We start from the raw sequence: 18,117 nt of genomic DNA on the forward strand, positions 1-18,117 counted from the left end.
TGTCCGATTCTTACCACCAGATTGCCTGATACGTACACAAATTTTGCATAACGGCTTATTCAGAAGACAGTTATGCAACGCAGAAAATTCCTCACAATAACCCTAGCGGCTCCTGCAATACTGGCGCATGGCGAAACCAGTAACACAGCCAGTAATCCAACTCCATTTGTTGTCAAATCAGGCGACGCCCGTTTTGGCGTCCATACGCCCTATCGCGGTATCAATGGCAACGACGTTAAAATATCGGGCAAAGATACAGGTGGACAATTGGCTGTATTTGAGTACATTGGGAAGCAGAAAGTTGGCCCGTCTTTACACATTCATCACGATCAGGACGAGATGTTTTCGATCATCGAAGGCGAGTATCTGTTTCAGGTAGGCAAGGAACAATTTACCGTAAAGGCAGGCGATACCGTGTTTGCCCCGCGCGGTATTCCGCATTCCTGGATTCAATTGTCGGACTATGGTAAACAAGTGTACATGGTACAGCCAGCCGGTAACCTGGAGGACTTCTTCCTGACAATGAACGAACTGAAAGGCCCACCAACCGAAGAGTTAAGCCAGAAGCTACATAAAGAACATGGCATGACCGTGGTTGGGCCACCGCTGACGTTAAAATAAATAGCATAGGGCATGGGGTTTGGGGCATAGGGTCGATGGCCATATTTCACCCTATGCCCCAAACCCCATGCCCTACCCCCACTCTATGAACGGCATATACGACTACCGACTTCCCAGCCCAGCCTTACGTGAATACGTGAGGCTCTTTCAGATTATTGGCTGCGAATTTCCGGCATCGTTGTCCAATTTACCCGTAAAAGCCTACTGGCCCCGCGCCGAAAATTGCCTGTCGCTGTTCCCGAAAGACCCGGAGAAAATCGAATATGGCTTCGACGGCAAAGCCCTCGACAGCCCGCGCTCGCGGTTGTATGGTCAACATACGCTGGCTACCAATCGGCATGTCGGGCGCGATTTCATGGTGTTCCAAATCCAGTTTCAACCGGGGGCTTTGTTTCGCCTGACGGGGCTTCCTATCTCCGAACTGACCAATACGTTTGTGGATGCCGAAGCCATTTTCTCGACGGAAATCCAGCGGGTAAACGAACGGTTGGGTTATACGAAACATTACACCGAAATGATCCCGATTGTAGAAGACTTTCTGAGGCACCTTATCAATAAATCCCGGTATAAACAGGCCCGGTCCATTGATAAAGTTTCGCAGTATCTGCTAAACTACCCGGCAGGCGTTTCGCTGGATTGGTTAGCCGATCAGGCCTGTTTATCGCAACGGCAGTTCTACCGACAGTTTGTCGAGTGTATAGGTACAAGCCCGAAACTCTATAGCCGTATTGCCCGCTTCGAAAACGCAATGAAACTGAAAAATGCCCGTCCAAACCTCGACTGGCTTAGTGTAGCCGTCGAGCTGGGGTATTACGATTACCAGCATCTGGTCCGGGATTTCAAGGAGTTTACCCGGCTGACACCCAACGCCTTTTCCGAAGCCGAAGCGAAATCACCCGAGCGTGTGTTCGGTGTGGCCGAAACGTAAGTCTCTACTGATTCATACCTTGAATTAACTCATCAGTAACGCAGAGTGAGGTTCAGGAACACGAAACCCCTTCGCCATTAATCGGCCCGCCAACGACATCTCAAACGCAAATACCGGAATGGCACAAATGGTCCCCCAAACCGAAATCTGGGAGTAGAGGCCAGCCATCACAAACATAGCGGACAGAAAAATTAAAGGCCCGCCAATAAACCCCAGGATTGGTATGAACCGGGGCACGAGCTTCGACTTGTAGAGCAGATAACTTAGCATCAGCGTATTAGGCCCCAATGCGATATTAGGCCCGAACAGGAAAGTCCAGTCATGAACAGCCACCAATACCTTACCGGCTGTCAGCAAAGAGGCCGTATCAGACGTTGCTCCAGTTGCAAACTGATGATTCAACGTCACGATGGCTAACAGGCTGATGATACCCACGACAATGATCGCGGCTTCAAGAAGTCGGCCACAAACATAGCCAAGAGCCAGACTCTCGTTTTGTTTTTTCAGAACCGGAAATACGGAAATAGACGTACCAATCACGGAAAAGGCAAGGATAATTTCAAAAAAAGCGCCCATAATCACTTGGTTTTCATACCTGGAATCCTGTAAAACATAATTAGGCTGGTGAAGAATGGGATCGTATAACGCAAGTCCCAGGATGGCTGTAACAGCCGCGCTGATAAAGAGCGAACCGACAACGGTAGCAAGGGTTCGGGTTGGTTTCATCGGGGTATAAATTAATCGTTATTCGTTATGTTCAGCCAAATCAGTAGTGTTTACGTCCGAGCGGATTGGTGGCCCAGGGCTGGGAGACAAGCAGGCCGACATTCAGGAATCGATTGTATCGGTCCACCCCGTTCGATACACTGCTGAGCCCGTAACTATACCGAACGTCGATAGCCAGCCGCTTTTTCCGGAGAGGAAAAGCGTATCCAACGCCCACCTGTGCCCCCGTTTCCCAATGGTTGAACGTTCCATTGGTATGCCCAAAGTCAATTGCCATCTTTTTTTGAGGAGTCACATCGGTTCCTTCCGCGAGCATCGTGCCGCCAAGCGTATAGTTCACGTAAGGTCCACCATTCAGGTAAAATCGCCCCAGGTGAAATCGTGCCAGAACAGGTACTTCCAGGGTATACAACCGAACCGTCGAAGGAGTGGTAGTTAGCGGATTATTTGCCAGCAGCCTGCCGCCCTTCATGACCACATAAAGTTCGGGCACCAGCGAAAAGTGAGTCGTAATCCCGGCCTGAAACGAGGCTCCTATCTGTGCGCCTAAAACCCCTTTTTTGTAGTCTTTCAAGGTATTGTTCTGGCTACCGTAGTTGAAATGCGTAGTTACGCCATTGAGTAGCAGGTTAAGCGAAGTCTGTTGCGAAAACGCCTGTTTGCTAGACAGACTGAACACTACAAAAAACAGCAACCGGGTCGTGCGCCAACCAAAACGGGTTGCAGCTACCCTTCGGAACATGTTGAGTGAAGTAGTCATCAGGTTGTTTTTTTAAGGATGAATGGTCTGTTGATTCGCCATCTGTACAAGCTTATGCAAGACGTCGGCCGGGCCTTCCGGAAAATAGTTGCGCATAAGCCAGACAGGGACTTGTGCCGTCGGAACTACGGATGAGGTGATGGTCAGAGCGGTCAGATTACTGCCGAGGTCTTTAAACTGATAGGTCAGGTTGTACTGCGTTATCCGATCAACGGCCTTTTTCTCAAACAGCGTGGGTGCCGCCGTCAATGTGAAGGTCACTGTTTTGGCAACCTCGTCTTCCGAAAAGTGCATGCTGGCTACACAGTCGGAGTCGGGCATGGGCCAGGGAAGGTCAAAGTAGTAGTAAACCAGCCAGGAATCAGTTGCCGACCCACTGAGCTGGCGGCTCGCCTTCGCATCCAGAAAATCTTTATGCCGGGCAATGTCTTTTAGTACCGCTACACAGGCCGAAACGCGCACATTGGCCGTTGTGGTTGCTACATATTCCATCCAGATACGAGAATGCCCCTGAGCATCGGTACGCTTCGACACACAGCTTTGGACCGTTACGGTGCCATCTTTCGATTTCTCGGTTATCCAGGTAGCGGACTGGGCAAATCCGGCAGTATTCAGAAGGAGCGTCGTCAACAGGACGCGTAGTTGCCGCCCCAGGGTAGAAGATTCGATCATTTGCATAAACCTGTTGTTGGTTTATACAAATGTCCGGGTGTGAACAGACGGCTGAAATTTGGTTATGCCAATGGGGCTGAGATGTCTGCCAACCGTCGATTTCAATCGGTGAGCGCTATTGGACTGTGCTGTTGATCAGTTGGAAGAACAGGTCTTTGTAGGTATCCGAAATGGGGATAAGCTGGTTGGCAATGCGGATACGGCTGCGTTCAATCGACTCAATTTTCTGAATCGCCACCATATACGACTTATGCACCCGACAGACCTGACTGGGCGGAATAAGCTGCTCAAATTCGCTGAAGTTTTGCAGGGTCATAATCTTTTTATCGATGGTATGAATGCGTCGGTAGTCACGCATTCCTTCGATGAAGAGGATGTCGGAAAGGGTAATTTTCTCCAGGCGGTTTTCGGTTTTCACGAAGATGTAATCCGGCTGGTGTTTGGGCTGACGGAGTGCCAGTCTTTCCTGCACTTTATCGACAGCCTGTACAAACCGATTGAAGGTAAACGGCTTCAGCAGATAATCGGCGACGTTGAGTTCATACCCTTTCAGCGCATACTCGGGGTAAGCCGTTGTCATAATAACCTGGCTATCGATGCGGGCGCTCTCCAGCAACTCTATACCCGACAGTTCATCCATATTAATGTCCAGAAAAAGGATGTCAATAGGGTGCTGTTTTAGATACACCAGTCCATCGAGCGCATTGTCGAAAGTAGCGCACAGCATCAGGGACGGAATTTTGCCGACAAATTCCTGCGTTCGTTCCAGCGCCAGCGGTTCGTCTTCGAGGATCAGGCAGGTGTAGCGATGCATCATGGGGTAGCGATGGTCAGTTGTACATGGTACTGGTTTTCCTGTTGGCTGACCGTGAGTGTGTGTCGCTCAGCGTACAGCAGATTCAGTCGTTTTCGGATCAGTTCGTTACCCAGCCCATTGGCCTCCGACAGCGCGGTTTTATGGGTATTTACCCGGTTTTTACAAATGAATTCGATGGCCTTCTCCCGGCTACAGATAGCTACCGAAATGGCCTGATCGAGCTTCTTGTTTCCGGTATGTTTAAAGGCATTTTCCACAAACGGTATGAGTACCATTGGGGCAATCGTTTTGCCATGCAACGACCCCTCTACCGAGAAATGAATATAATTCGGATTGGCCGTCCTGATTTTCTGAAGCGCAATGTATTTTTCGATGTATTCGACTTCTTTGGCCAGAGGAATCACATCGGTTTTGGTCTCGTAGAGCATGAACCGCATAATATCGGACAATTGATTCAGGTAGGACGAAGCCGCAGCGGCATTTTTCAGAATCAGCACATCGATGTTGTTGATGGTATTGAACAGAAAATGCGGGTCGAGTTGTGATTTGATCAGCGCCAGTTCCATTTCGTGGTTTTTCTGGACCAGAGCCTCCTTTAGTTTGATTTCCGAATACCAGGTGATACACCCGCGAATGACCAGGGCCACCACTCCACTCAAAAAAGCCGCAAAGGCAATGAGCAGAAAACCACCCAGCACGCTCCCAGTTTTACTCAGGCAGGCCGTACCATACCGACTCGTTACGCCCAGATACCCTACACCCGCAGCCAGCAGCGCCCCAAATAACGCATAAGCCGCAGAAAGCCAAAGGTTTCTGGTACGCACATAGGTCGAAAACACCAGCCAATAGAACAGGTAAAACCCAATGACCGATGGTACGACAGCCATCCGAAAAATCAGCCCAAAGTAATAATTGACCCGCTCCTCATCGGCATTGTTCCGAAAGAATACGCCCAACAGCAACAGAATCAACAGGCCGTAACACAGCCAGAAACCAACGTGTAGCGTAATGACAAGTGATCGTTTCATTCAGGGCAACTCCTTGATGGATAAGGGCGCTAAAATTGTTTTGTTTTGGGCAGAACCTCAACTCCATTCTGCCAGTCGGTCGTATTCGTCTGCCAAGCGGGTCAAAAAGCGCTTAAGAATGCTGTCAGGAATTTCGTATCTTTCAGCATACTCAGCATACCATCAGCCCTCTGCCAGCTTTATTATGGTTTTCTTTCCGCACATACAACCCCATCCGGCGCTACGGCCGTATGTGCGGCATTATCTGCTACTCCATATACCGTTAGCTGGCATCACTTCCGATCAACGCGTGAAGCCGATTCCGCCCGACGCCGATCAGTCGCTCTTCTTTTATCCACGTAGTGTAGCCAAAACGGTTGTCAATCGGAACGGCGAAACCCGAACCAACCCGTCGAGCATTTTTGTCGGGCAGCAAACATCGCGGATGAATATACTGCTTGGCGAAGATCACCTGATTATCCAGGTTTGCTTTCGGCCCGGCTTTTTATACCAACTGCTTGGGGGAATGCCAGCTACTGAATTTCAGGGAAAGGAAATCGATGCGGAATGCCTGCTGGATACCGGAATAAACGAGCTGAACGATCGGCTGCGGGAAGAAACCGATCATCGGCGCATGATTTCCCACATTGAAGCGTACCTGCTCAAAAAGATGGATTCATTAGCCCGGCGTACTTTGCCGCTACAACCCATTGACAAAGTAATTCTCGCCATTAAAGAGACAAACCATCTACTTTCACTCGACTGGCTGGCCGACCAGGCTTGTTTGAGCAGTCGCCAACTGGAACGAAAATTTCAGGAGCGGCTCGGCATGAGTCCGAAATTTTACGCCCGCATCGCCCGCTTCGACCGAGCCTTCAAGTTAAAACTCCAACAGCCCCACCTCGACTGGCTCGACGTGGCGTATGCCTGTGGCTATTTCGATTATTCACACCTGATGCGCGACTTCCGGCAGTTTGCCGAAGTGTCACCTACTAGGCTGATGACGCAGGATACAGCTTCGCCCGACCGGGGGCCTTCTCTTTCGTGATCAATATCCATCAAAAAGCCAGGCAAGATCCATTTTTTAAACTTTCTCTTAAGCAAGTTATAATGGCTCTTTTTTGTCATCCCGACGCAGGAGGGATCTTCGGGTGAACTCTTGAATAGTTAATGTCCGAAGATCCCTCCTGCGTCGGGATGACAAAAAACTATTGGCACAACTGATAAAACAGGTTTATTGATCGGCAATCGTCGTTAAGCGAACGAAGACCCTTTTTTGGCCAGGTATTGACCGATATTGAACTGAATACCATCCAGTACGTCAATATCTTTATGCCAGTCTTTTACCTGCCAGTCGCCCTGCGGGGTAGCCACGGTAACTTTCTTAGCCACAGTCGTAATCCAGATCACTTTCTCCACACCAAAATTCAGTAGTTTCTGGGTTTTCTGAAAGATATAGCCATCCGCATCTACGTCAACCGAGTCGGCCGAAATATCGACTTCGATCACCACGTTGGGCGGCACCTGTGCATAAAATTCATTGATAGCGTCGATGGGTAACGTCGCATTATCGAAAATGAGAATATCGCCCGCCAGATTGGTTCGCTTATCCAGATGAAGCCCCGTTTCGCTGGACAGAACTGTGTATTGGTCTTCACTCAATTCCCTAAAAAGTAGTCGTTGAAGGTAAGCGACAATAAATGACTGTAGCGTACTCAATCCTATAATTTCTGAAAACTTTTTTGTACCTGCCAATACCTCCCGGTAGCCTTTATAGTGAATAGGCTTACCATCCATGATTTCGTAAATGAGGTAGTCAGGCACCTTGGTTTTGAGCCTTTTTGGCCGTATTCCAGATTTCGTAGCGATCATTTCCGTTCGTTTTCGATACGCTCAATATAGCCAAATCCATCGAAACTTCTTTCGGAATCCCTGACCGATGAGGACTGTAATAGCCTTTGGTCAAAAATACGGTTACGCTCGCAATCAGAGCCACGATCTAGATTTATGTCGTTTTTTTACATCTGGCACGCCGACGCATGGCGATAGTTTTGGCTGGTAAACCAAAACACATGTTCCATGCGAATCGTATTAACCGCCTTCCTGATCCATCTGTTTAGCCTTGGGGCTATGGCGCAGCAACCCGACCTGATTCTGACGAATGGAAAAATTTTCACATCGGATACCAGCCAGTTGTATGTGCAGGCCTTGGCCATTAAAGACGGTCGCATAACGGCTATTGGCCAAACGGCCGACATTGAGAAACTAGCCTCGCCAAAAACGAAACGTATCGACCTGGGTGGTATGCTGGTTGTGCCTGGGTTCAACGATGCGCATAATCATTTACCCGGTGGCCTGAAAGCGACAAAAATCGCATCGACAGGCATGAACCCATCCTGGGAGGCTGTGCTGGATTCGCTGAAGAGGGCCGTTCAGCGAACCCCCGAAGGTCAATGGATTGAAGGAACAATTGGTATAACCATCGCCAATTCGCCGGAGGCTACCCGGTTTGTGCTGGATAAAATTGCACCCAGGCACCCCGTTCGGCTGCTTTCATGGTGGGGTCATGTTGGCGTGTATAATACACTGGGACTGCGTGAAATGGGCATTGCTGACGACCAGCCCGACCCCAAAGGTGGCTTTTACGAACGAATGCCCGATGGCAAAACCCTGACGGGCAAAGGCTACGAAAAGAATGCCTACTGGCCGCATACCAGCTATGCAAAAATGGCCGCGCTGCGCGACGAAAACGCGATGATCGGCGAGTTCAGGGGTATGACGCAGGCCTTGCTCAAAGCCGGAATCACCAGCTACCAGAATATGTGTACGGGCGCTACGGCCGCCGATTACGCCCGAATCTGGAAAAAAGCCGGATTACCGTTTCGCCTTCGCCTGATTCGCTGGGGCGACATGAACACCGATGGCAGCTTAAGTATTCCGGCGAAAGACCAGCCCAAAACAACGCCTGATTTACCGTTATTGACGGTGAGTGGTACGAAATGGCTGCTCGAAGGTACGCCCCTGGAAGGTGGTGCCGAACAGGTTGACCCGTACCCTAATCGCCCCGGCTGGTATGGTCGAATGAATTACACCGTTCCCGAAATTGAACGGATGTGCCAAGAAGCCATTGCCCGTAAAGACCAGTTGCATTTCCACATTGGCGGTAGCAAGTCGATTGGGAAACTACTTGATCTAATGGCCGCTATGCCCGTCGACTGGAAAGCGTTGCGACCCCGTTTTGAGCATGGCGACGAGATTGACTACTCGCCCGAATACCTGAAAAAGGCACAGAACATGGGCGTTATCATCGTGCAGAACCCTACGCATTTTGCGCCGATGGAAGGGTTCCCGATGGGGCCACCATCCACACACGGTATGGCTATGAAAACTTTGCTAACCAATCATATCCCACTGGCGATTGGGTCGGATGGTCCATTTAATCCTTACCTGAATATTATGTTTGCAACCACCCATCCGCGCCGACCCAGCGAAGCCATTAGCCGCGAGCAGGCCGTTATTGCCTATACCCGCACAGCCGCCTATGCCGAGTTTGCGGAGAATACCAAGGGAACCCTGACAGTCGGCAAAGTGGCTGATCTGGTGGTACTATCGCAGAATATTTTCAAAGTGCCCGCTCCTAAACTACTCCAGACGGAAAGCGTTCTGACGATGGTGAACGGTAAGGTTGTATACGATGCAGGCTTATTGAAAATTAACTAATACGGGTTTTATGTATTTTTTGTAAAACGCACTTAAACTATGGCAACGCTTATTTTAGAAATAAAAATTACACAGTTCCGCTACGGCATACCGTGCTGTTAGAAACATAACGTATACTAGAAAAACTAGGTAAACCAGATACCTAAGTGAGGGAAATGTCTGATTTTTACCACCATACCGTTCAGGAAAGCATCAACATTTGCATGACATAGTTAAACAATCCAGTTATGCAACGTAGAGAATTCCTGCAAAACACGTCTATAGGTTTAACGGCTTTGGGAACGCTGCCTATGGCCAATGCGCAAAGTAATCCAAAGCCTTTTGTTGTTAAAAACGGCGAATCTCGCTTTGGCGAAAAAACAAAAATTGGCGGTAAAAGCCCCAATGACATCAAGATTTCATCGAAAGATACCGATGGGTTGCTTACCGTTTTTGAATATCGGGGTACCGAAAAAGGAGGCCCTCCACTGCATATTCATCTATACCAGGACGAAATTTTTTTTATCCTGGAAGGCAACTATCTGTTTCAGGTAGGTAATGAAAAACATACACTTTCGGTAGGGGATAGTATCTTCCTGCCTCGCCAGGTTCCTCATACGTTCGCTCAACTGACCGATGCAGGTAAGATGCTGTTTTTCTTCCAACCTTCGGGCAAGATGGAAGACTATTTTAGGGTATTGGGTAGTTTGAAAGGGCAACCTTCGCCACAGGAAGGGGCAAAAATCTTTGCTGATCATGATATGAACGTAGTGGGACCACCGCTCTCGTACTAAAACATTGTTGCTATGAACGGAATCTATGATTATCGTCTGCCAAGCCCAGCCTTGCGTGAGTACGTGAGGCTGTTGCAGATTGTAGCCTGTGAGTTCCCCAGTCACTTTGTTGAGCTTCCTGTAAAGGCTTATTGGCCAAGAGCCGAAAATTGTTTGGCGTTTTTTCCAAAAGACCCCGAAAAAGTAGAATATGGCTTTGACGGAAACCTATTGGAAAGTCCCCGTTCACGCATTTACGGACAACATACCATTGCCACAAATCGCTACGTAGGGCGTGATTTTATGGTATTTCAGGTGCAGTTTCAGCCAGGGGCTTTGTTTAAACTGACAGGGATTCCGAGTTACGAACTCACCAACCGTTTTGTTGATGCCGAAGCTATATTTTCGAAAGAAATCCGGTTGGTCAATGAACGGCTGAGTTACACCAGGCACTATACCGAGATGATTCCGATTGTTGAGACGTTTATTGAACACTTGATTCAGCAGTCCAAAAAACGAGTATCTGCTCTTGATAAAGTTAGCCAGCTTATTTTGCATCATACAGGCAATGTATCGCTCGATTGGCTGGCCGACCAGGCTTGCCTGAGTCAGCGGCAGTTTTACCGTCAATTCATTGAGCGAGAAGGTGTAAGCCCTAAGCTGTTTGCTCGTGTTGCCCGCTTCGAGAACGCTATGAAATGTAAAAATGCGTATCCACAGAAAGATTGGCTTACCATTGCTTTACAACTGGGGTATTACGATTATCAGCACCTGGTAAAAGACTTTAAAGAGTTCACTAAACTCACCCCCAATGGCTTCCTTGTTGCCCAGGAAAAAGGGCCGGAAAGAACCTTTGGAAAAGTTGAGGTATAATTTTAGTAAATACCCTACCTATTGGGCGAATTACCTGACTTACCAAACTCATAACCACCCAAACCGCTGCACGAGCTTCTCTTTCTGATTGCGGGCAACGGGAATACTGACATCGTTGGTCATAACCAGATAAGCACCTTCGCCTTTCATGAAGAGTTTGATGTGGTCAAGGTTGATCACATATTGGCGATGAACCCGCAAAAAGTTCCTCTCTTCCAGCACCTCCTGCACCTCACGAAGGGTACGGGTGAGCAGGTAATGGCGGTTTTGCGTAGCGACAACTTTGGTATAGTTACTGTCCGATTCGCAGTAGATAACTTCATTGATCGGCAGAAAAATAATACCCTGCTGATAGGGAACGGCAATCTTGTCGGCCAACTGATGGCTGTGTAACTGGCTCCGAAGTATATCGACCTGCCGGGCATCAATGCGTTGCTGTCGTTCGGCCTTCCGAACGGCCTCCTGCAAATCCTCCGAATCAATAGGTTTCAATAAGTAGTCGAGTGCAGAGAACCGGAAGGCTTTCACCGCAAACTCGTTATAGGCCGTTACAAAAATCAGGCTGAACGAAATGCTTCCGAGCTTTTCCAGCAACTGAAATCCATTCAGCCGGGGCATTTCAATATCCAGAAACACCACATCGGGTTGCAAAACCTGAATCAGTCGTAGCCCATCCTCGCTGCTGGTCGTTTGCCCAATCACCTGAACCTGTGGACAATGCACCGCCAACTCATGCGCCAGCAGTCGCACGCAATCCGGTTCGTCGTCAATAAGGATCGCTTTCAACATAATCATTGAGCGAATGAGCGAATGAGTGATTGAGTGAATAGCTGACGCATACAATTATTCACTCAATCACTCATTCGCTCATTCACAATTAAATCGGTATCTCCACCACTACTTCGGTTCCGGCGGGGTGGCCTTCGGAATCGACGAGGTCGGTGAGTTGAATATGAGTCTGGGTTTTGTAAAGCTGATTGATAAGGGCAATTCGTTCGCTGGTTACGTTCATACCAAACGACTTTTGGGGCATGGCCGATTTACTTTTTAGTTCGGCGGCTTTTACCCGTCCAATCCCATCGTCGGTAATGGTTACCCGCAACCGATTGTCGGTCGGCTGCTCCACCCGAACCTGTACACTGCCCCCTTCCAGTTTGTGCATGAGCCCATGCCAGATGGCGTTTTCGACATACGGCTGAAGCAGCAAAGGCGGTATTTCGATAAACTCGGTATCAATCGATTCGGCCACCTCAATCGCAAAGCGCAGCTTGGATTTAAACCGCATGGCCTCCATGTCCAGGTAAAGCTGAAGGGCATCGAGTTCATTTTGAAGCGTAACCCGTTCGGAACGGGAGTTTTCAAGGACGAGCCGAATCAACCGACTGAACTTGGTGAGGTAGTCGGAGGCTTTGGCGGCATTGTTTTCAGTGGCATACAGTTTGATCGAATTCAGGCAGTTGAAGATAAAATGCGGGTTCATCTGCGCTCGTAGGGCTGTCATTTCGGTTTCGGCCAGTTTCTGCTCAAAGCTCAGTTCGAGTTGCCGGATACGCTGTTCTTCCAGGAGCTGGCTCTGGGCTTGAATCTCGGCAGTTCGGTCGGTCAGCTGTTTTTCAAGCTCCTGCGTATAGTGGGTATGCAACGACATATTTTCCAGTTCGACCAGGCGGCTTCGATAAGCCAGTGCCAGCGCGAAACAAAGCGATTCGATAGCCACTCCGGTCAGGCTCCAGAAGCCGGGGTTATTCACAAAAATTTCGATTCGTGCGGGCAGATTCGGCACAAACGGGTTCAGAAACTGCGGTAAGAAAGCCAATACAGCCAACGTGGCTACACCCACCAACAGATACTTTTTTATCGGAACCTGACTGCGAACTAAGGCTAGGGTAATCAGCAGAAGCAGCAACCACGCTGGCAGAAGTTTAAATCGATATAAGAAGTTATTGTTAAGAAATAAGCCCCCCGTAAGTTCTTCCAGCCCTGTCCAGATAATCTCGACAAAAGCCAGCCCCAGCAGCCCTTTCACCCACGGCCAGATGTGCGGTTGCTGCGACCGAATGGCCAACAATTGATTCATAAAAAAGGCGTAGAATACAAACAGCAGTGCCAGTGGCAGTCGGGTTAATCGGAACATATCCAACCCAAATCGGTCATCGACATGCTGAATCGTCAGATAAAACCCCATTAACGTATAAAGGCCATAGTACAAAAACACCCTATCACGGTTGAGCCGGTATGAATAAAACGCAAACAGGCTCATAAACAGCAAACTACCTGCCAATAACGACAAATAAACCAGCAAAGGTGCTTCGAGGTAAGCATTTTCGAGGGTTGTCCTGTAGTGGTCTTCGGGCGTATAGAGCAGCGACACAATAGGCAGCACACTCATCACCTGGCTGATGGATTGCACGTAATAGGTGTAAGTCTGCCCCGGCGGAATTCGGAGCAGGACCGCCGAGGTATTGGGCGAATCTTTAGGCCGCACAACACCTACGCCTACGTGGGCCAGTCGGCGGTTGTTTTCATATACATTGATGTAGAACCCCTGCCAGCAGTCGTAAAATAGCCGGATGGTATCGGTTGGGTTGGTGTTCTGAATCCGAAAGCGTAGCCACGTAACCAGCAACGGTTTATCGGCGTTGGAGGTGCGTTCGTTGCGCTTCTGAGCAAATGGCCGAAACGGTTGCTGCTGAATAACCGAAAGGGGGAGCGTGTCGCCAGAGGTATCTTCAAAGAATTCGGTAAACGGCCCAATGTTTCGGGGCGGAGGCAACTTACCGACTTCGACTGGCGGCAGCGACTGGGCCAGTAGAGGTACGTAAACAACGGCCAGAAAGAGACTGAGTATCCACCGCATCGTGTTGATTATTCTTTCCCGAATATCACCAGAAAGCTACGTAAATCCTTGAGCTTCTTTGCGAATGGTAGGCAGAAGCGGCTGAACGACCGGATTTTTGAGGGAAACAACTCACACAAAATTACCGCCATTGGCAGGTCGGTTTCCGCTATTGGCATTGAAAAGGTGGAAATGGGTTGGGGTGCGTCTGTAGATTCGGTTGAACTTAACTTTTTCAATCATCATGGAAAAAGCCTACCGAAACGTCAGCTACCTGTTTGGAGCCGTTCTGCTCTTGGTGTTTGTGGCCTTTTATAAAACCTACTTCGGACTGTTTCCGCAGTTTGTGGGTATTCATGGCCTTATTCATATTCATGCCCTTACAGTACTCATCTGGCTTTCGTTACTGATTATCCAACCGATTTTGATTGTGCGGAAGCAGGTGGCGCTGCACCGCGTATTGGGGAAGGCGACCTATGGCTTTGTGCCGGTGATGGTTATTCTGCTGGTGCTGGTAGCCCGGTCGGGACAGTTGCATCAGAAACACCTGGGCATTTTTCTAGTCAATATTCTCGATGTGAGTCTATTTGTCGCGTTTTACAGCCTGGCCATTGCGTATCGGCATAATCCGGCTTACCACGCCCGGTTTATGGTGATGACCATTCTGCCATTTATCAGTCCGGCCTTAGGTCGCCTGCCGCAGATTCCACTACCGGCGGGGACGCCCCAACTGCTCATTATTGGCGGCCTGTTACTGTATGAGCGATTTCACCGGAAAATTTACAAACCGTATTTGATTTCACTGGGTGTATTTCTGGGCCTATTTCTGCCGCTATTTGGCCTGTTTCTGGCTGGGCAACCACTGGTTGAGCGGATGTGGCAGGTTTGTTTTGGGTGAATAAACCCATAGGGCCAATTCGGGATTGCACCCTATGGGTTTATTATTCGATTCCATACACACTATCTCGTCAATGGTGGTCCTACCAGCCCCAAATCGTGGTCTTTAAAAAATTGCTGCATCTGTTCGGGCGAGGGGCGGCTTTTCAACTGCGAAAGTGTTTTGAAAAACGCTTCGGTTTTGCCGCTTGGCGTAGTCATAAAAAGCATTTGGGCGGTATCACTCAAGACCAGGTACGTATGCGGAATGTTGCGCGGCAGAAAGACCAGATCGCCCGCACTGAGCGTGTGCCGGTCGTCGCCTACCTGAAACAACACCTCGCCGTTCAGGACATAAAACTGCTCGTCTTCTTTGTAATGAACGTGCATGAGCGCACTGTCGTTTTTGACATAATAACCAAAGAAAAGCGACAGTTGGCCGTTGGTGTCTTTTCCCGAAATTTTCAGAAATTTGTCCATGCCCATGACATTGTAAACCTCGCCAAAACGGGTTTCAGACTGTCGTAGCACAAACGGAGTTGGATTGGTTTCCATAGCAAATGAGGGAGTTTGAAGGAACGATGAGCCTGCAACAGCAGACAGGCTTTTGAGTGCCTTTCGACGGGTTTGGTGTTCCATACAATTGGTTGATTAAGGTAACGCACCAAAAGTAGGCGGTCTAACACGGTGGTTAGTGGTCAAAAAACGACAACTTTCGGAATACCCAGCCGTTTGTCAACGCTTTGCTCGTTTTCCCGCATCAGCCCTACCGGCGTAAGCCCCGCAAACTGTTTGAAATCTTTGACCATATGCTGATAATCGGCATAACCACAGCTAAGGGCAATGTCGAGCCAGTCTTTTTCGGGATGTTCGTCTTTCAACTCAAACGCCTGGTTGAACCGCACCAGCCGGGTAAACAGTCGGGGACTTACGCCCGTGCGTTCTTTAAACTTGCGCTCAAACTGCCGAATACTCAAACAAGCCTGATTAGCCAGATAGCCGAGTGAGTAATAGGCACCAGCATGGGTAAAGAACGGGTTTAGTTTGTCAATGGGTTCAATAACCAGTTTGATATGGTGGTATTTCTGAAGCAAATACGTTTCAAGCAGCCGAATCATACCCATGTAGTCGCCCATATCCATCAGTTGTTGAAGGAGGTTGTTGGCTTCTTTCCCGACAACATTTTCGGCATCTATGGTTTCGTCGAGCAGGTAGGTCATGGGCATTTTGCCCAACAAATGATACAGCCCGCCCGGACGAAAGACGACTTTAACACAGGTAAATTCCTGAGCGTATTGATGATACCAGTTGGTCAGCAATTGCCCCTGCACCACTGAACGCGGAATGTCGACTTGCCGGCCTGACTGTGGATTTACTTTTCTGAACGAATGAGTTGGGTAAAAAATAAGGCTTGAATCGGCCCGGGGAGGGAATACTTTCGAAGGTCTTTCGGTCATGTTGGCAAAATCGAAATGCACCACCAGATACTCTTTAATAAAGAGCCTCAAAGATTCGTGTGGTTGAACAACCAGGTGGAGCATACTGACCGATGGTTTCCTAATCGAAAATGTACGCAACTTAACAATGAATATACCAACCGTTCCCTAAAAAGCATAGCTAGTGGGTTTCAGGCAACCCATTTCAACAATTACGAGATTACACTTGAAGCTGTTTAAACTTTTCTTTTTCAAGAAGAACTAGGTGTTTTTTGTCATCCCGAGGAACGAGGGATCTTCGGTAGGAGTAAAAACAACCCTATTACCGAAGATCCCTCGTTCCTCGGGATGACAAAAAACACTTATTACCACCTATTTATGAAAGTTTAAACAGCTTCCTTATTGAGGTTTTGAACGGCCGGATTGTTGAGTAAAACAGTTCTCGTAAAATTTCGACCATTGGCAGGTCAATTTTAGCTACTGGCACGAAAAAGTGGAAACGAGTGGGGGCGCGTTTGTAGTTTCCGTCGAACTTATTTTCCGATCATCCTGGTGAAAGCCTACCGAATGCCTTTACGATTGAGGAGATGTGTTTAAAGTAAGCTGTTGAGTAAACGGTCAAAAGATGTCGTTTTTTTACCACCGAAAGCCCCATTACTATCTGCAAATTGCGCAACAAGTGATTTACACTAGTTATCGCTGAACCAGCCAAAACGCTGCGTCAAAGTTCCTGACCTAAGCGGGCATAACCATTCACAACCATGCGACTTTACTACCTGCTCTGGCTATTCGTTATCGGTGACTTACTGGCTCAAACGCCCTCTCCACCTGTTGTTACACTGTCGGCCAGTACGTTTTATCAGGGCGAACCACCGGGTTCCTATACCATTACGTGTCCATCAGGCACCAGTGTTGGAATGTCTAACCTCACCAAGATTGCCAGTGTGCCATTGCCCAGCGCATCGACCATACAGCCTCCTGATGGAACTATTTTTACCGCTGCCAGAACCCTATCAGGAACCGTTGTAACGGGCAATCTGCCCCCGGCTACCAGCAATGCATTCAGTTATACAGCGGGCGTATTTACGGGAAGCGGTATTTGCTATGGTAGTGGTCCTATTCCCCTGACCGCATCGACTTCATTCACACTGACGCTAGCAGGCCTGACCAGAGCAGAAGACCAAGCCCGGACAGCCTGGGCGCTAAAAGCCAATAGCGTTAAACTGCCTCAACTCTCTACGTCAGAACAAAACAATCTTCCCCCTCAACAGGCTGGCAATCTGGTATTCAATACTGACCAGCAAATGATGGCCATACATACCGGAACGAACTGGCAATATGTAAATACCAATTATGTAAACACCAATTCAACCGGAACCAGCCAGTTTCAGAATAGCCAGGTGTTTACAAGCAACGCTACCTGGACAGTACCGGCTAATGTAACTGTAATTATAGCCGAAGTTTGGGGAGCAGGAGCCGGAGGTACATGGGCAAAAACCAACGGAATAACGTTGTCGGCATCGGGGGGAGGTGCCGGCGGATATGGTCGTGGCTACTTGCAGGTAACACCTGGAATGTCTTTGACGCTTACTGTCGGAGCTAAAGGCATTGGAGGCTCATGGACCACTACTATTTCTAATGGGGGGAATTCACAGATCAATAGCGCTACAGGGTCTATTGGGGCTTACGGTGGCTCCACCAACCAGCAAGGAGGGTTTGCATTCGGGTCTAATCTGAGCTTTGGTTGCCAGGGAGGCAATGGATCGAATGCCAAAATGTCGTATGGACAGAAAAGCGCTACCGACTATATTTTTATAGTACAGTGTGGCGATGGCGGTACCGCATACGGTATACAGCCGGGAGGTTATGGATCGCAGTATTCACTGACAAACTCAACGTCATTGCTGTTTTCCGTAAATGGAGGGAGTGGACAAACGGGCAGTTTCCCAGGCGGAGGAGGTGGGGGTGGTGATCTTTCGGGTGGCGATGGAGCCGCCGGTATGATTATCATTCATTGGTAACCAACAAACGTAATATCCTAAAAATGAACACAAACAAGTATTTTTCACGCAAGGAGCGTGCTATTTAAGAGG

19 protein-coding genes are annotated in these 18,117 nt (G+C 48.7%); 8 read left to right on the forward strand and 11 right to left on the reverse strand.

Features of this window, described 5'->3' with window-relative positions; genetic code table 11:
- The first annotated feature begins 72 nt into the window (after positions 1-72).
- Together B153_RS0130020 and B153_RS0130025 are read left to right on the forward strand one after the other, a co-directional pair.
- Positions 73-621 carry a cupin domain-containing protein gene (locus B153_RS0130020; protein ID WP_020600455.1) on the forward strand — a complete coding sequence of 183 codons (549 nt, stop codon included), beginning with the start codon at positions 73-75 and terminating at the stop codon, positions 619-621.
- A gap of 85 nt (positions 622-706) precedes the next feature.
- Positions 707-1,549, forward strand: coding sequence for a helix-turn-helix domain-containing protein (locus B153_RS0130025; protein ID WP_020600456.1), 843 nt, complete (start codon positions 707-709; stop codon positions 1,547-1,549).
- A gap of 24 nt (positions 1,550-1,573) precedes the next feature.
- Here the strand turns inward: B153_RS0130025 and B153_RS0130030 are convergent, their stop codons facing one another.
- From B153_RS0130030 to B153_RS0130050, 5 genes are all read right to left on the reverse strand, one after another.
- Positions 1,574-2,275: a DUF4386 domain-containing protein gene (locus tag B153_RS0130030; RefSeq protein ID WP_020600457.1), complete on the reverse strand. Its 702-nt coding sequence runs from the start codon at positions 2,273-2,275 to the stop codon at positions 1,574-1,576.
- Positions 2,276-2,315: 40 nt separating this feature from the next.
- The gene (locus B153_RS0130035; protein ID WP_157634975.1) at positions 2,316-3,035 is read right to left on the reverse strand and encodes a porin family protein; all 720 of its coding nucleotides are present in this window, start codon (positions 3,033-3,035) and stop codon (positions 2,316-2,318) included.
- A 12-nt stretch (positions 3,036-3,047) separates the two neighbouring features.
- Complete coding sequence (locus B153_RS0130040; RefSeq protein ID WP_157634977.1) at positions 3,048-3,707, reverse strand: SRPBCC family protein; 660 nt, start codon at positions 3,705-3,707, stop codon at positions 3,048-3,050.
- Between the two features lie 115 nt (positions 3,708-3,822).
- Positions 3,823-4,524 carry a LytR/AlgR family response regulator transcription factor gene (locus B153_RS0130045; RefSeq protein ID WP_245564971.1) on the reverse strand — a complete coding sequence of 234 codons (702 nt, stop codon included), beginning with the start codon at positions 4,522-4,524 and terminating at the stop codon, positions 3,823-3,825.
- A complete protein-coding gene (locus B153_RS0130050) occupies positions 4,521-5,552 on the reverse strand; it encodes a sensor histidine kinase (RefSeq protein ID WP_020600461.1) in 1,032 nt (343 codons plus the stop codon). Before B153_RS0130050 ends, B153_RS0130045 begins: the two co-directional genes overlap by 4 nt.
- 184 nt (positions 5,553-5,736) lie before the next feature.
- On the opposite strand from B153_RS0130050, the gene B153_RS0130055 reads away from it, so the two are divergent.
- A complete protein-coding gene (locus tag B153_RS0130055; RefSeq protein WP_040762359.1) occupies positions 5,737-6,579 on the forward strand; it encodes a helix-turn-helix domain-containing protein in 843 nt (280 codons plus the stop codon).
- Between the two features lie 206 nt (positions 6,580-6,785).
- On the opposite strand, the gene B153_RS0130060 is transcribed toward B153_RS0130055, so the two are convergent.
- Positions 6,786-7,355: a Uma2 family endonuclease gene (locus B153_RS0130060; RefSeq protein ID WP_020600463.1), complete on the reverse strand. Its 570-nt coding sequence runs from the start codon at positions 7,353-7,355 to the stop codon at positions 6,786-6,788.
- Complete coding sequence (locus tag B153_RS38120) at positions 7,348-7,527, reverse strand: hypothetical protein (RefSeq protein WP_020600464.1); 180 nt, start codon at positions 7,525-7,527, stop codon at positions 7,348-7,350. Before B153_RS38120 ends, B153_RS0130060 begins: the two co-directional genes overlap by 8 nt.
- Positions 7,528-7,610: 83 nt before the next feature.
- Between B153_RS38120 and B153_RS0130065 the strand changes: the two genes are divergently transcribed.
- The 3 genes from B153_RS0130065 to B153_RS0130075 all read left to right on the forward strand — a co-directional run bounded on the left by B153_RS0130065 (position 7,611) and on the right by B153_RS0130075 (position 10,876).
- Entirely contained in the window at positions 7,611-9,251 is a 1,641-nt protein-coding gene (locus tag B153_RS0130065) for an amidohydrolase (RefSeq protein WP_020600465.1), read from the forward strand.
- 227 nt (positions 9,252-9,478) lie between these two features.
- Complete coding sequence (locus B153_RS0130070) at positions 9,479-10,024, forward strand: cupin domain-containing protein (protein ID WP_020600466.1); 546 nt, start codon at positions 9,479-9,481, stop codon at positions 10,022-10,024.
- Between the two features lie 12 nt (positions 10,025-10,036).
- Positions 10,037-10,876 carry a helix-turn-helix domain-containing protein gene (locus B153_RS0130075; RefSeq protein ID WP_020600467.1) on the forward strand — a complete coding sequence of 280 codons (840 nt, stop codon included), beginning with the start codon at positions 10,037-10,039 and terminating at the stop codon, positions 10,874-10,876.
- Positions 10,877-10,924: 48 nt separating this feature from the next.
- Here the strand turns inward: B153_RS0130075 and B153_RS0130080 are convergent, their stop codons facing one another.
- Complete coding sequence (locus tag B153_RS0130080; protein WP_040762360.1) at positions 10,925-11,665, reverse strand: LytR/AlgR family response regulator transcription factor; 741 nt, start codon at positions 11,663-11,665, stop codon at positions 10,925-10,927.
- Positions 11,666-11,753: 88 nt separating this feature from the next.
- Entirely contained in the window at positions 11,754-13,733 is a 1,980-nt protein-coding gene (locus B153_RS37015; protein WP_020600469.1) for a histidine kinase, read from the reverse strand.
- 223 nt (positions 13,734-13,956) lie between these two features.
- Between B153_RS37015 and B153_RS0130095 the strand changes: the two genes are divergently transcribed.
- Positions 13,957-14,610, forward strand: a complete 654-nt coding sequence (locus B153_RS0130095) for a hypothetical protein (RefSeq protein WP_020600471.1) — start codon at positions 13,957-13,959, stop codon at positions 14,608-14,610.
- Positions 14,611-14,672: 62 nt separating this feature from the next.
- Here B153_RS0130095 and B153_RS0130100 read toward each other — a convergent pair whose 3' ends face one another.
- Both B153_RS0130100 and B153_RS0130105 read right to left on the reverse strand, forming a co-directional pair.
- On the reverse strand, positions 14,673-15,227 hold the full coding sequence (locus tag B153_RS0130100; protein ID WP_020600472.1) for a cupin domain-containing protein: 555 nt from the start codon (positions 15,225-15,227) through the stop codon (positions 14,673-14,675).
- Between the two features lie 59 nt (positions 15,228-15,286).
- Entirely contained in the window at positions 15,287-16,129 is an 843-nt protein-coding gene (locus B153_RS0130105; protein ID WP_020600473.1) for a helix-turn-helix domain-containing protein, read from the reverse strand.
- Positions 16,130-16,785: 656 nt separating this feature from the next.
- Between B153_RS0130105 and B153_RS0130110 the strand changes: the two genes are divergently transcribed.
- Entirely contained in the window at positions 16,786-18,045 is a 1,260-nt protein-coding gene (locus B153_RS0130110; protein WP_020600474.1) for a glycine-rich domain-containing protein, read from the forward strand.
- The last annotated feature ends 72 nt before the right edge of the window (positions 18,046-18,117 follow it).

This window comes from Spirosoma panaciterrae DSM 21099, assembly GCF_000374025.1.
In the GTDB taxonomy this organism is placed as follows: Bacteria; Bacteroidota; Bacteroidia; order Cytophagales; family Spirosomataceae; genus Spirosoma; species Spirosoma panaciterrae.

What these genes read in the sequence shown, in the direction of transcription:
- B153_RS0130105 (WP_020600473.1), bottom strand. Translation starts at nt 16,129, where the DNA reads ATGCTCCACCTGGTTGTTCAACCACACGAATCTTTGAGGCTCTTTATT.
- B153_RS37015 (WP_020600469.1), bottom strand. Translation starts at nt 13,733, where the DNA reads ATGCGGTGGATACTCAGTCTCTTTCTGGCCGTTGTTTACGTACCTCTA.
- B153_RS0130110 (WP_020600474.1), top strand. Translation starts at nt 16,786, where the DNA reads ATGCGACTTTACTACCTGCTCTGGCTATTCGTTATCGGTGACTTACTG.
- B153_RS0130045 (WP_245564971.1), bottom strand. Translation starts at nt 4,524, where the DNA reads ATGATGCATCGCTACACCTGCCTGATCCTCGAAGACGAACCGCTGGCG.
- B153_RS0130020 (WP_020600455.1), top strand. Translation starts at nt 73, where the DNA reads ATGCAACGCAGAAAATTCCTCACAATAACCCTAGCGGCTCCTGCAATA.
- B153_RS0130070 (WP_020600466.1), top strand. Translation starts at nt 9,479, where the DNA reads ATGCAACGTAGAGAATTCCTGCAAAACACGTCTATAGGTTTAACGGCT.
- B153_RS0130025 (WP_020600456.1), top strand. Translation starts at nt 707, where the DNA reads ATGAACGGCATATACGACTACCGACTTCCCAGCCCAGCCTTACGTGAA.
- B153_RS0130080 (WP_040762360.1), bottom strand. Translation starts at nt 11,665, where the DNA reads ATGTTGAAAGCGATCCTTATTGACGACGAACCGGATTGCGTGCGACTG.
- B153_RS0130065 (WP_020600465.1), top strand. Translation starts at nt 7,611, where the DNA reads ATGCGAATCGTATTAACCGCCTTCCTGATCCATCTGTTTAGCCTTGGG.
- B153_RS0130100 (WP_020600472.1), bottom strand. Translation starts at nt 15,227, where the DNA reads ATGGAACACCAAACCCGTCGAAAGGCACTCAAAAGCCTGTCTGCTGTT.
- B153_RS0130035 (WP_157634975.1), bottom strand. Translation starts at nt 3,035, where the DNA reads ATGACTACTTCACTCAACATGTTCCGAAGGGTAGCTGCAACCCGTTTT.
- B153_RS0130030 (WP_020600457.1), bottom strand. Translation starts at nt 2,275, where the DNA reads ATGAAACCAACCCGAACCCTTGCTACCGTTGTCGGTTCGCTCTTTATC.
- B153_RS0130075 (WP_020600467.1), top strand. Translation starts at nt 10,037, where the DNA reads ATGAACGGAATCTATGATTATCGTCTGCCAAGCCCAGCCTTGCGTGAG.
- B153_RS0130050 (WP_020600461.1), bottom strand. Translation starts at nt 5,552, where the DNA reads ATGAAACGATCACTTGTCATTACGCTACACGTTGGTTTCTGGCTGTGT.
- B153_RS0130040 (WP_157634977.1), bottom strand. Translation starts at nt 3,707, where the DNA reads ATGATCGAATCTTCTACCCTGGGGCGGCAACTACGCGTCCTGTTGACG.
- B153_RS0130095 (WP_020600471.1), top strand. Translation starts at nt 13,957, where the DNA reads ATGGAAAAAGCCTACCGAAACGTCAGCTACCTGTTTGGAGCCGTTCTG.
- B153_RS0130055 (WP_040762359.1), top strand. Translation starts at nt 5,737, where the DNA reads ATGGTTTTCTTTCCGCACATACAACCCCATCCGGCGCTACGGCCGTAT.